The 11,379-nt window shown below is 72.3% G+C and carries 13 protein-coding genes; 6 read left to right on the plus strand and 7 right to left on the minus strand.

The genetic code is table 11. The annotated features are described in order from the left end of the window. Positions 1-79 precede the first annotated feature (79 nt). The 4 genes from nhaA to ACWC24_RS26110 all read left to right on the plus strand — a co-directional run bounded on the left by nhaA (position 80) and on the right by ACWC24_RS26110 (position 3,419). The gene (nhaA, locus tag ACWC24_RS26095) at positions 80-1,513 is read left to right on the plus strand and encodes a Na+/H+ antiporter NhaA (protein ID WP_450665295.1); all 1,434 of its coding nucleotides are present in this window, start codon (positions 80-82) and stop codon (positions 1,511-1,513) included. 118 nt (positions 1,514-1,631) lie between these two features. Further along, positions 1,632-2,126, plus strand: coding sequence for a phage holin family protein (locus ACWC24_RS26100; protein ID WP_450665296.1), 495 nt, complete (start codon positions 1,632-1,634; stop codon positions 2,124-2,126). Then, the gene (locus ACWC24_RS26105; RefSeq protein WP_450665297.1) at positions 2,123-3,073 is read left to right on the plus strand and encodes an alpha/beta fold hydrolase; all 951 of its coding nucleotides are present in this window, start codon (positions 2,123-2,125) and stop codon (positions 3,071-3,073) included. The genes ACWC24_RS26100 and ACWC24_RS26105 overlap by 4 nt, the downstream gene beginning before the upstream one ends. Positions 3,074-3,239: 166 nt before the next feature. Then, a complete protein-coding gene (locus ACWC24_RS26110) occupies positions 3,240-3,419 on the plus strand; it encodes a hypothetical protein (protein WP_450665298.1) in 180 nt (59 codons plus the stop codon). A gap of 45 nt (positions 3,420-3,464) precedes the next feature. Here ACWC24_RS26110 and ACWC24_RS26115 read toward each other — a convergent pair whose 3' ends face one another. The 3 genes from ACWC24_RS26115 to nth all read right to left on the minus strand — a co-directional run bounded on the left by ACWC24_RS26115 (position 3,465) and on the right by nth (position 6,626). Beyond that, a complete protein-coding gene (locus tag ACWC24_RS26115) occupies positions 3,465-4,664 on the minus strand; it encodes a MarP family serine protease (protein WP_450665299.1) in 1,200 nt (399 codons plus the stop codon). A 95-nt stretch (positions 4,665-4,759) separates the two neighbouring features. Next, on the minus strand, positions 4,760-5,455 hold the full coding sequence (locus ACWC24_RS26120) for an NUDIX hydrolase (protein WP_450665300.1): 696 nt from the start codon (positions 5,453-5,455) through the stop codon (positions 4,760-4,762). Positions 5,456-5,564: 109 nt separating this feature from the next. Beyond that, entirely contained in the window at positions 5,565-6,626 is a 1,062-nt protein-coding gene (nth, locus tag ACWC24_RS26125) for an endonuclease III (protein WP_450665328.1), read from the minus strand. Between the two features lie 326 nt (positions 6,627-6,952). Here nth and ACWC24_RS26130 point away from each other — a divergent pair, with 326 nt between their 5' ends. After that, positions 6,953-7,627 (plus strand): Crp/Fnr family transcriptional regulator, encoded by a 675-nt coding sequence (locus tag ACWC24_RS26130; RefSeq protein WP_020129286.1) that lies wholly within the window; start codon positions 6,953-6,955, stop codon positions 7,625-7,627. A gap of 214 nt (positions 7,628-7,841) precedes the next feature. Continuing rightward, a complete protein-coding gene (locus ACWC24_RS26135; protein WP_450665301.1) occupies positions 7,842-8,663 on the plus strand; it encodes a nucleotidyltransferase domain-containing protein in 822 nt (273 codons plus the stop codon). Positions 8,664-8,742: 79 nt separating this feature from the next. Here ACWC24_RS26135 and ACWC24_RS26140 read toward each other — a convergent pair whose 3' ends face one another. From ACWC24_RS26140 to ACWC24_RS26155, 4 genes are all read right to left on the minus strand, one after another. Beyond that, positions 8,743-9,588, minus strand: a complete 846-nt coding sequence (locus ACWC24_RS26140) for an MBL fold metallo-hydrolase (protein WP_450665302.1) — start codon at positions 9,586-9,588, stop codon at positions 8,743-8,745. Continuing rightward, positions 9,585-10,454 (minus strand): NUDIX hydrolase, encoded by an 870-nt coding sequence (locus ACWC24_RS26145; RefSeq protein WP_450665303.1) that lies wholly within the window; start codon positions 10,452-10,454, stop codon positions 9,585-9,587. Before ACWC24_RS26145 ends, ACWC24_RS26140 begins: the two co-directional genes overlap by 4 nt. A gap of 185 nt (positions 10,455-10,639) precedes the next feature. Beyond that, positions 10,640-11,107 carry a RidA family protein gene (locus ACWC24_RS26150; protein ID WP_450665304.1) on the minus strand — a complete coding sequence of 156 codons (468 nt, stop codon included), beginning with the start codon at positions 11,105-11,107 and terminating at the stop codon, positions 10,640-10,642. Continuing rightward, the gene (locus tag ACWC24_RS26155; RefSeq protein WP_010986011.1) at positions 11,104-11,265 is read right to left on the minus strand and encodes a DUF4177 domain-containing protein; all 162 of its coding nucleotides are present in this window, start codon (positions 11,263-11,265) and stop codon (positions 11,104-11,106) included. The genes ACWC24_RS26150 and ACWC24_RS26155 overlap by 4 nt, the downstream gene beginning before the upstream one ends. Positions 11,266-11,379 lie beyond the last annotated feature (114 nt).

Genomic DNA, 11,379 nt, shown 5'->3' on the forward strand with positions numbered 1-11,379 from the left:
CGGGAAGTCTGGTCGGCGATGCCGTCGGCGACCCCGCGCGACGGCCGTCAGCAGCCGTACCGACCCGGAGGTGCCCGTCGTGGCCGCGCCCAGCACCAGCCGACGCAAATTCCTCGGACGCCTCTCGCTGCCCGAGCGCACCTACGTCATGGACGCCCTGCGCGCCGAGACGGTCGGCGGCGTGCTGCTGCTCGCCGCCGCGGTCGCGGCGCTGATCTGGTCGAACGTACCGGCACTGCACGACAGTTACGAGAGCGTCAGCCACTTCGAGTTCGGCCCCGAGGCGCTCGGCCTGCATCTGTCCGTCGCCCACTGGGCGGCCGACGGGCTGCTCGCCGTCTTCTTCTTCGTCGCCGGCATCGAACTCAAGCGTGAGCTCGTCGCCGGGGATCTGCGCGATGCCCGGGCGGCCGTACTGCCCGTGGTCGCCGCCCTGAGCGGCATGGCGGTGCCCGCCGTCGTCTACGCGCTCACGAACGTCGTCGGCGGGGGCTCCATGGACGGCTGGGCGGTCCCCACGGCCACGGACATCGCGTTCGCGCTGGCGGTGCTCGCGGTCATCGGCACCTCGCTGCCGAGCGCCCTGCGCGCCTTCCTGCTCACCCTCGCCGTCGTCGACGACCTGTGCGCGATCCTGATCATCGCCGTCTTCTTCACCGCGGACATCGACTTCGTCGCGCTCGGCGGCGCGGTCGTCGGCCTCGCCGTCTTCTGGCTGCTGCTGCGCAAGGGGGTCCGCGGCTGGTACGTGTACGTTCCGCTCGCCCTGGTGATCTGGGGGCTGATGTACAACAGCGGCGTGCACGCCACCATCGCGGGCGTCGCCATGGGCCTGATGCTGCGCTGCACCACCCGCGAGGGCGAGGAGCACTCCCCGGGCGAACAGGTCGAGCACCTGGCGCGGCCCCTGTCCGCGGGCCTCGCCGTGCCGCTGTTCGCCCTGTTCAGCGCCGGGGTGGCGGTCTCCGGCGGCGCGCTCGGGGACGTCTTCACCAAGCCGGAGACGCTGGGTGTCGTGCTGGGGCTCGTCGTCGGCAAGGCGGTCGGGATCTTCGGCGGCACCTGGCTCACCGCCCGCTTCACCCGGGCCTCCCTCAGCGAGGACCTGGCCTGGCCCGACGTGTTCGCCGTGGCCACGCTCGCCGGCATCGGCTTCACCGTCTCGCTGCTCATCGGCGAGCTCGCCTTCGCGGGCGACGACGTACTGACGGACGAGATCAAGGCCGCCGTGCTCACCGGCTCGCTGATCGCGGCGACGCTGGCGACCGTGCTGCTGAAGCTGCGCAACGCCAAGTACCGCGCGATGTGCGAGAACGAGGAACGGGACGAGGACCTCGACGGCATCCCGGACATCTACGAGGAGGACGATCCGGCGTACCACCTGCGGATGGCCGAGATCCACGACCGCAAGGCCGCCGAGCACCGCAGGATGGCCCGGGAGACGGCCGCGGCCCGCAGCAGGCTTGCCGAAGTGGCGGGCGGGGCAGGCGACGAGGACGACGGTCCGGCATGATCTGACGAGACGGTACAAAAGAGCGGGACCGGACGCAGCCGGACAGACGTCGGACAGACTCCGCACCGACGTCGGTCGTACGGCCGCACCTTCCGCACGCAGACACAGGGAGACCTCGATGAGCGCACCCGACGGCAGCCCGGTCGGCGCCGAACGCAGCATCGGCCAGCTGTTCGCCTCGGCGACGACCGAATTGTCGGCGCTGGTGCACGACGAGATCGCGCTGGCGAAGGCCCAGCTGAAGCAGGACGTCAAGAAGGGCGCGACGAGCGGCGGCGCGTTCTCCGTCGCCGCGATGGTCCTGCTCTTCTCCCTGCCGATGCTGAACTTCGCCCTCGCCTACGGCATCCGGACCTGGAGCGGCTGGAACCTCGCCGTCTGCTTCCTGCTGTCCTTCGCGGCGAACGTCCTCGTGGCGGCCGTACTGGCCCTGATCGGCGTCGTCTTCGCGAAGAAGGCCAAGCGCAGCCAGGGCCCGCAGAAGGTCGCCGCCTCGATGAAGGAGACGGCCGTCGTGCTCCAGAACGCCAAGCCGCACCCGCGTCCGCAGCCCCCCGCGCTGGAGGACGGGACGCCCGCGGCCATCGAAGCTGTGGCACGCTCGTCCTCATGACGGACCCCGGCACCCCCTCGGCTCAGCCCACCTCGGTCGTACGTTCGGACGTACCCGGCGGACACGAGGTGACGCACCGGGACGTCGCCGCCAACGGCGCCCGCTTCCACATCGCCGAGCTGGGCGACGGCCCCCTGGTGATGCTGGTGCACGGCTTCCCGCAGTTCTGGTGGGCCTGGCGGCACCAGCTCGTCGCGCTGGCCGAGGCGGGCTACCGGGCCGTCGCCATGGACCTGCGCGGGGTGGGCGGCAGCGACCGCACCCCGCGCGGCTACGACCCGGCCAACCTCGCCCTGGACATCACCGGCGTGATCCGCTCGCTCGGCGAGCCGGACGCCGCGCTGGTCGGCCACGGCCTGGGCGGCTATCTGTCGTGGACGGCGGCCGTGATGCGCCCGAAGCTGGTACGGCGCCTCGCGGTCGCCTCGATGCCGCACCCCCGGCGCTGGCGCTCCGCGATGCTCTCCGACGTCAAGCAGTCGGCGGCGAGTTCCTACGTCTGGGGGTTCCAGCGGCCCTGGATCCCGGAGCGGCAGCTCACCGCCGACGACGGCGCGCTGGTCGGCCGGCTGATCCGGGACTGGTCCGGGCCGCGGCTGCCGGACGACGAGGCGGTCCAGACGTACCGCCGCGCCATCTGCATCCCCTCGACCGCGCACTGCTCCATCGAGCCGTACCGGTGGATGGTCCGCTCCCTCGCCCGGCCCGACGGCATCCAGTTCAACCGCCGGATGAAGCGGCCCGTACGGGTGCCGACCCTCCATCTGCACGGCTCGCTGGACCCGGTGATGCGCACGCGCAGTGCGGCCGGTTCCGGGGAGTACGTCGAAGCGCCCTACCGCTGGCGCCTGTTCGACGGGCTGGGCCACTTCCCGCACGAGGAGGACCCGGTCGCCTTCTCCACCGAACTGGTCAACTGGCTGAAGGACCCCGAGCCGGACCGGTGACCCCGGCGGCGCGCCCGGCGGCCGAAGCCCGATCGGTGACCTTCGTGGCGTGCCCGGTATCCGAACGTGAACAACTGTCCTACGAACAGCCAATTGCCTGGCGCATAGGCCAATTGAGGGCCCGGGAGGCGGTTATCGACCTTGGGGCGGGGGCAGACGTCGGGGTATGGGCTGGACGCACGACTACAGTGACGCAGCACGCGACCGCCGCTCCGCCGGTGGTCTGAGTTCCCACCAGAGGGGCGCGCCGGAGCTCGCGGGCGCGACCCCCGGGGTGGGAATCCCGCGCATCCTGCGCCGCCGGGCCCGCTGGGTATCGGTGCGTCTGCGCCATCCGCGCGGCTGACCCGCGCGGGCCGCACCGGCCCGAGGACTGTCCGGCACGAACGCCTCAGAGCGCGCAGCTGTCGCTGTCCACCTGCTGGTTCGCGGTCCGTCCCGCGGCGATGTCCTGCCGGATCTCGTCCACGGTGAGCGCGTATCCGGTGTCGGCGTCGTCGAGCGACTTCGCGAACACCACGCCGTACACCTTGCCGTCGGGTGTGAGCAGCGGGCCGCCGGAGTTGCCCTGCCGGACGATCGTGTAGAGCGAGTAGACGTCGCGGCGCACGGTGCCCCGGTGGTAGATGTCCGGACCGTTCGCCGAGATGCGTCCGCGCACGCGCGCTGCGCGGACGTCGTACGACCCGTTCTCCGGGAAGCCCGCGACGATCGCGCCGTCGCCGCTCGCCGCGTCCTCGGACGCGAACCGCAGCGCGGGTGCCTGGAGGTCCGGTACGTCGAGTACGGCGATGTCGCGCCGCCAGTCGTAGAGGACGACCGTGGCGTCGTAGCGCTTGCCCTCGCCGCCGATCTGGACGGTGGGTTCGTCGACGCCGCCCACGACGTGGGCGTTGGTCAGCACCCGGCGGTCGCCGAAGACGAAGCCGGTGCCCTCCAGGACCTTGCCGCAGCTCTCGGCGGTGCCGGTGACCTTGACGATGGAGCGCTGCGCGCGCAGGGCGACCGCGCTGTTGGCGAGGGCCGGGTCCGGGGGCCGGACATCGGTGATCGGCTCGTTCGAGAACGGGCTGAAGACCTGCGGGAAGCCGTTCTGCGCGAGGACCGAGGAGAAGTCGGCGAACCAGGTGTCGGCCTGGTCGGGCAGCGCCCGGGACACCCCGAGGAGCACCTTGGAGCTGCGGACCTCCTTGCCGAGCGTCGGCAGGGTGGTGCCCGCGAGCGCCGAGCCGATCAGCCAGGCGACCAGCAGCATGGCGACGACGTTGACGAGGGCGCCGCCCGTCGCGTCCAGGGCGCGGGCCGGGGACCAGGTGATGTACCGGCGCAGCTTGTTGCCGAGGTGGGTGGTCAGGGCCTGCCCGACGGAGGCGCAGACGATGACGACGACCACGGCGACGACGGCGGCCGTGGTGCTGACCTCCGAGTTGTCGGTGAGCCAGTCCCAGATGACGGGCAGGAGATAGACGGCTACGAGACCGCCGCCCAGGAAGCCGATCACCGACAGGATGCCGACGACGAACCCCTGGCGATAGCCGACGATCGCGAACCACACGGCCGCGACCAACAGCAGGATGTCCAGCACGTTCACCGCTTCAGGCCTCGCCTCAACACTTTCCGGTTACTCCAGACGGCCGGGGGTCCGGAGATTGTCCTCCGGATGGACACGACTTGGTGGACACCCTGTCATGACCGCCAGTCGAGTGGCACCGTCTTCTCACGGTCCCAGGGCAGTTCCCAGCCCGCGAAGTGCAGGAGTCGGTCGATCACACCGGCCGTGAATCCCCACACCAGGGCCGATTCGACCAGAAATGCAGGCCCCCGGTGGCCGCTGGGATGGACCGTGGTGGCGCGGTTCACCGGGTCCGTGAGATCCGCCACGGGGACCGTGAAGACCCGGGCCGTCTCGTTCGGATCGACGACCCCGACCGGGCTCGGCTCACGCCACCAGCCCAGCACCGGGGTCACGACGAAGCTGCTGACCGGGATGTACAGCTTGGGCAGCACGCCGAAGAGCTGGACACCGTCCGGATCCAGGCCGGTCTCCTCCTCGGCCTCGCGCAGGGCCGCGCGCAGAGGGCCGTCGGCCTGCGGGTCGCCGTCCTGCGGATCCAGGGCGCCGCCAGGGAAGGACGGCTGGCCGGCGTGCGAGCGCAGCGAGCCGGCCCGCTCCATCAGCAGCAGTTCCGGGCCGCGTTCACCCTCGCCGAACAGGATCAGTACGGCCGACTGCCGTCCCGTGCCGTTCTCCGGGGGCAGGAAGCGGCTCAGCTGGAGCGGCTCCACCGTCTCGGCGGCGTGCACCACCGGGTCGAGCCACTCGGGCAGTCCGCTCCTGCTCAGCGCCACCGGCCCGCCCTGGGTATCACTCGCCCGCGTCATCGCCACCCCCGTCGTCCTGCCCGTTCCAACGCGCCACACTCCCGAGATCGTTCCGGCCGGTCCGTTCGACCGCAGGGACCGGCCGGGACAATTCCCCCCGAACCGACCGTCATCCGGCCCCCAGCGGCGGCGCCGGCCTGCCGCCCGCGTCCAGATAGGACTGCGGGGGCTTCAGGCGTTGGCCAGGGAAGCCGCCCTTCTCGTACTTGAGCAGCTTCCGCGCCTTCTCCGGGTCCGTCTCGCCCTCGCCGTACGCCGGACAGAGCGGGGCGATGGGGCAGGCGCCGCAGGCGGGCCTGCGGGCGTGACAGATGCGGCGGCCGTGGAAGATCACATGGTGCGAGAGCATCGTCCAGGCGCTCTTGGGGAAGAGCGCCCCGACGGCCGCCTCGATCTTGTCCGGGTCGCTCTCCTCGGTCCACCGCCAGCGCTTCACCAGCCGCTGGAAGTGCGTGTCCACGGTGATGCCGGGCCGGCCGAAGGCGTTGCCGAGCACGACGAACGCGGTCTTGCGGCCGACGCCGGGCAGCTTGACGAGATCCTCCAGCCGGCCCGGGACCTCGCCGCCGAACTGCTCCGCCAGGGCCTTGGAAAGACCTATCACCGACTTGGTCTTGGCCCGGAAGAAGCCCGTGGGGCGGAGGATCTCCTCGACCTCCTCGGGGTTGGCCGCGGCCAGGTCCTCGGGGGTGGGGTACCGGGCGAAGAGGGCGGGCGTGGTCTGGTTGACCCGCAGGTCCGTGGTCTGGGCGGACAGCACCGTGGCGACCAGGAGCTGGAAGGGGTTCTCGAAGTCCAGTTCGGGGTGGGCGTAGGGGTAGATCTCGGCGAGCTCGCGGTCGATGCGCCGGGCGCGGCGGACGAGGGCGGTGTGCGACTCGGCCTTCGCGGGCGTGGCGGCCTTGACCGGCTTGGCGGCCTTCGCGGCCGTGGCGGCCTTGACCGGCTTGGCGGCCTTCGTGGACGAGGCGGCCTTCGTGGACGAGGCGGTCTTCGTGGACGAGGCGGTCTTCGTGGACGAGGCGGCTCCGGCCGACTTGTCCGTCTTCGCCGCTGGCTTCTTCGCCCGAGCCGCCGCCGGCTTCTTCGCCGGAGCCTCGACCGCCGCCTCCCCGGGCTCGGCGGCCTCGACGGCCTCGGTGGCGCCGGCGCCCTCGGCGGACTTGCTCACGCGCACCGCTTTCGCCGCCTTCCTTCCACCATCGGACTCCTGTTCGCCCACAGCGGAATCACGCCGTACACCCACCCGTACAGCCCCCTTGGCCTGTGCTCTCACCGGCTTTTTGGACACCCGGCCAGCCTAGAGCCCGGCACCGACATCCGCTTTGGACCCCGAAGATCGGCCCCCAATTGGCCCCCTGCCGCTTACCTCGGGACATGTGTGCGGCATCCTTGTGACAGATCACACTGTTTGGACCGTCCGGCAAAATGGGGAACACGGTCCCCTGATACATCGGGGAGCAAGATCCCCTGAGCAGGTCGACAAGGAGAGAACTCGTGGACGATGTTCTGCGGCGCAACCCGCTCTTCGCGGCACTCGACGACGAGCAGGCCGCGGAGCTTCGCGCCTCCATGAGTGAGGTGACCCTGGCTCGCGGCGACTCCCTCTTCCACGAGGGCGACCCGGGAGACCGGCTCTACGTGGTCACCGAGGGCAAGGTCAAGCTGCATCGCACCTCCCCCGACGGCCGCGAGAACATGCTCGCGGTGGTCGGCCCCAGCGAACTCATCGGCGAGCTGTCGCTCTTCGACCCGGGCCCGCGCACCGCGACGGCCACGGCGCTGACCGAGGTGAAGCTGCTCGGCCTCGGCCACGGCGACCTCCAGCCCTGGCTGAACGCCCGGCCCGAGGTGGCCACCGCGCTGCTGCGGGCCGTCGCCCGACGCCTGCGCAAGACCAACGACGCCATGTCCGACCTGGTCTTCTCGGACGTCCCGGGCCGCGTGGCCCGCGCGCTGCTGGACCTCTCCCGGCGCTTCGGCGTGCAGTCCGAGGAAGGCATCCACGTCGTCCACGACCTGACGCAGGAGGAGCTGGCGCAGCTCGTCGGCGCCTCGCGCGAGACGGTCAACAAGGCGCTCGCCGACTTCGCCCAGCGCGGCTGGCTGCGCCTGGAGGCCCGTGCGGTGATCCTGCTGGACGTGGAGCGTCTGGCGAAGCGCTCGCGCTGACCCTGCATCGACCGGCACGACCGGCACGACCGGCCGGCTGACGACGTCGCACACTGACCCGTCGTCAACCGGCCGCCCGTCACCCCGGGCCGACACCGCCGAGCGGACACGGGCGGCCCGCGGCCATCGGCTCGTCACCGCCGAATCGGCACCCGGTCCCGTACCGCGCCGAAAACGCGGTGCGCCGCGGCGACCGCCGGGGAACAGTGGACGCGTGACCGAAACCGTTCGCCGCCCCGGCCTCGACGCCGAGGGACACATCGTCCGCGAAGGCTCCCTCGCGCGCGTACCGCCCGGCTACGGCCCCGTCGTGGCCGCGGCACGGCAGCGGCTGCCGGAGGTGTTCGGAACGCGCCTGCACAGCGCGTACGTCTACGGATCGGTCCCGCGGGGCACCGCGCGCCCGGGACGCAGCGACCTGGATCTGTTCCTCGTCCTGCACACGGAGCCGACCGAGGCGGACCGGGCGGACGCACGGGCCCTCGACGCGGAGCTCGACACGGGGTTCCCGCAGCTCGACGGGTGCGGCACGCTGCTGTTCGGCCGCGAGCGGGTGCTGAGCGACCTGGAGCGCCACGACCTCGGATGGTTCGTCGCGTGCCTGTGCACCCCGCTGCTGGGCGAGGACCTCGCCGCCGCTCTGCCGCGGTACCGCCCGAGTCCGCTGCTCGCCCGTGAGACCAACGGGGACCTGGCCCTGCTGCTGCCGCGCTGGCGCCGGCGGATCGCCGGGGCGGCGGACACCGAGCAGGCGCGGCGGCCCCTCGTCCGCTTCATGTCGCGACACCTGGTGCGCACCGGCTTCACCCTCGTCATGCCCCGCTGGAACGGCTGGACCAGCGACCTGCGCGAGATGGCCGGGGCGTTCGGCGGCTACTACCCGCGGCGGGCCGGGCAGCTTCGGGCCGCGGCCGTGCTCGGGCACGAGCCGACCGGCGATCCGGAGGTCCTGCGGTCGTACGTCGACGACCTAGGTCCGTGGCTCGCCGAGGAGTACGCGCGCGTGCACGGCGTCAAGGCGGCCAGGCCCGACTGAGACACCGGAGACGCCGGAGACGACGAGGGCACAGCGGGCGAGCGCACCCGGGAATCGGGAAAGGGGCCGGCAAGCCCGGTCAGAGGCGTCGGCCCGGGATCAGCCCGTGCTCCTCCAGGTACTCCAGCTGCGCCCGTACCGAGAGCTCCGCCGCCGGCCACAGGGAACGGTCGACGTCCGCGTACACGTGGGCGACGACGTCGGCCGGGCTCCGGTGGCCGTTCTCGACGGCCGTCTCGATCTGGGCGAGCCGGTGGGCGCGGTGGGCGAGATAGAACTCGACCGCGCCCTGGGCGTCCTCCAGGACCGGCCCGTGGCCCGGCAGCACCGTGTGGACGCCGTCGTCGACCGTGAGCGACCTCAGCCGCCGCAGGGAGTCCAGGTAGTCGCCCAGGCGGCCGTCGGGGTGCGCCACCATCGTCGTACCGCGGCCCAGGACCGTGTCACCGGTCAGGACGGCGCCGTCGGCCGGGAGGTGGAAGCACAGGGAGTCCGAGGTGTGGCCGGGGGCCGGTACCACCCGCAGCTCCAGGCCGCCGACCTCGATCACCTGACCGGCGGCCAGCCCCTCGTCGCCCAGCCGCAGGGCCGGGTCCAGGGCCCGCACCTTCGTGCCCGTCAGCTCGGCGAAGCGGACGGCGCCCTCCGCGTGGTCGGGGTGGCCGTGCGTCAGCAGGGTCAGCGCGACCCGCTTGCCGGCCTGCCGGGCCATGTCGACGACGGCCCCGAGGTGGCCCTCGTCCTGCGGGCCCGGGTCGACCACGACGGCCAGCTCGGAGTCCGGCTCGGCGAGGATCCAGGTGTTCGTGCCGTCCAGGGTCATCGCGGAGGCGTTGGGCGCGAGGACGTTGACGGCCCGTCGGGTGGCGGGGCCGGAGAGGACAGCGCCGCGCGGCTGGCCGGGAAGGGCTGCTGCGTCCGTCATTCGGGGGCTCCACCGGTCGGGATGTGCTTGGTGAACTCGTCGTGGCCGGGCCAGGAGAGCACGATGTCGCCGTCCTCCAGGCGGGCGCGGGCCAGCACGGGGGTCAGGTCGCGGCCGGGCGCGGCGGCCAGCGCCTCGGCCGCGGTGTCGTACGGGACCAGCTGGCGCAGGGTCGCCACGGTGGGCGGCATCATCAGCAGCTCGCCCTCGTCGTACGAGGCCGCCGCCTGCGCCGGCCGGATCCACACCGTGCGGTCGGCCTCCGTGGAGGCGTTGCGGGTGCGCTGGCCCTCGGGGAGGGCGGCCACGAAGAACCAGGTGTCGTAGCGGCGCGCCTCGAACTCGGGGGTGATCCAGCGCGTCCAGGCGCCGAGCAGGTCGGAGCGCAGGACCAGGCCGCGACGGTCGAGGAAGTCCGCGAAGGACAGGTCGCGGGCGACCAGGGCGGCGCGGTCGGTCTCCCAGTCCGCGCCCGTGGTGTCGCCGACGACCGTCTCGGCGGTCGGTCCGGCGAGCAGGACGCCGGCTTCCTCGTACGTCTCCCGTACGGCCGCGCAGACGATCGCCTGGGCGGCCTTCTCGTCGACGCCGAGCCGGTCGGCCCACCACGCGCGCGGGGGGCCCGCCCAGCGGACGAGGTGGTCGTCGTCGCGGGCGTCGACACCGCCGCCCGGGTACGCGTACGCGCCTCCGGCGAAGGCCATGGAGGCGCGTCTGCGCAGCATGTGCACCGCGGGGCCGCCGTCGCCGTCCTTCAGGAGCATGACGGTGGCCGCGCGCCTGGGGGCCACAGGAGTGAGTGTGCCCTCCGTGAGCGCACGGATGCGCTCGGGCCAGTCCGCGGGAAACCACTGCCCATTCGCCATGGGCGGAGGCTATCCCGTAGCGCGCGGATGTTCGAGGGCCACGATCACCGAGCCCGGCGGAAGAACCCCTGGAAGAACCCCCGAAAGAGCCCCAGGGAGCCCTCGGCGGGGCCCCTGGGGAACCCCGGTCCCTGGGGAACCTCGGCCCCTGGGGAACCCCGGGCGGCGCGGCCCGGGGAACGGGTTCACGCGTGCGTGAGCTCCACCTGGATCTCGACCTCGACCGGGGCGTCCAGCGGCAGCACCGCCACGCCGACCGCGCTGCGCGCGTGCACGCCCTTGTCGCCGAGCACCTCGCCCAGCAGCTCGCTGGCGCCGTTGACGACACCGGGCTGGCCGGTGAAGTCGGACGCCGAGGCCACGAAGCCGACGACCTTCACCACGCGCGCGACGCGGTCCAGGTCGCCCGCGACGGACTTCACGGCGGCCAGCGCGTTCAGCGCGCAGGTGCGGGCCAGCTCCTTGGCCTCCTCCGCGGTGACCTCCGCGCCCACCTTGCCGGTGACCGGAAGCTTGCCGTCCACCATCGGGAGCTGGCCGGAGGTGTACACGTACACGCCGGACTGCACGGCCGGCTGGTACGCGGCGAGCGGAGGCACGACGGCCGGCAGGGTCAGGCCTAGTTCGGCGAGCCTCTCCTCGACGGCGCTCATGCCTGCCGCTCCCGCTTCAGGTAGGCCACGAGCTGTTCGGGGTTGTTCGGCCCGGGTACGACCTGGACGAGCTCCCAGCCGTCCTCGCCCCAGGTGTCCAGGATCTGCTTCGTGGCATGGACGAGCAGTGGCACGGTTGCGTATTCCCACTTGGTCATGTGGCCGACTTTATCCGCTGTGACCGGTGGGACAGCGGCCGACCACGACGGTCGGCCCGAGCGGCGGTACGAACAGCAGTGCAGTACCCGTCACGGCGGTCGCTGAGGCGGTTT

The sequence above is a fragment of the Streptomyces sp. NPDC001443 genome, from assembly GCF_053597355.1.

Coding starts and splice junctions, on each gene's coding strand:
- ACWC24_RS26105 (WP_450665297.1), top strand. CDS start 2,123: ATGACGGACCCCGGCACCCCCTCGGCTCAGCCCACCTCGGTCGTACGT.
- ACWC24_RS26145 (WP_450665303.1), bottom strand. CDS start 10,454: ATGGCGAATGGGCAGTGGTTTCCCGCGGACTGGCCCGAGCGCATCCGT.
- ACWC24_RS26120 (WP_450665300.1), bottom strand. CDS start 5,455: ATGACGCGGGCGAGTGATACCCAGGGCGGGCCGGTGGCGCTGAGCAGG.
- ACWC24_RS26100 (WP_450665296.1), top strand. CDS start 1,632: ATGAGCGCACCCGACGGCAGCCCGGTCGGCGCCGAACGCAGCATCGGC.
- ACWC24_RS26140 (WP_450665302.1), bottom strand. CDS start 9,588: ATGACGGACGCAGCAGCCCTTCCCGGCCAGCCGCGCGGCGCTGTCCTC.
- ACWC24_RS26150 (WP_450665304.1), bottom strand. CDS start 11,107: ATGAGCGCCGTCGAGGAGAGGCTCGCCGAACTAGGCCTGACCCTGCCG.
- ACWC24_RS26155 (WP_010986011.1), bottom strand. CDS start 11,265: ATGACCAAGTGGGAATACGCAACCGTGCCACTGCTCGTCCATGCCACG.
- ACWC24_RS26110 (WP_450665298.1), top strand. CDS start 3,240: ATGGGCTGGACGCACGACTACAGTGACGCAGCACGCGACCGCCGCTCC.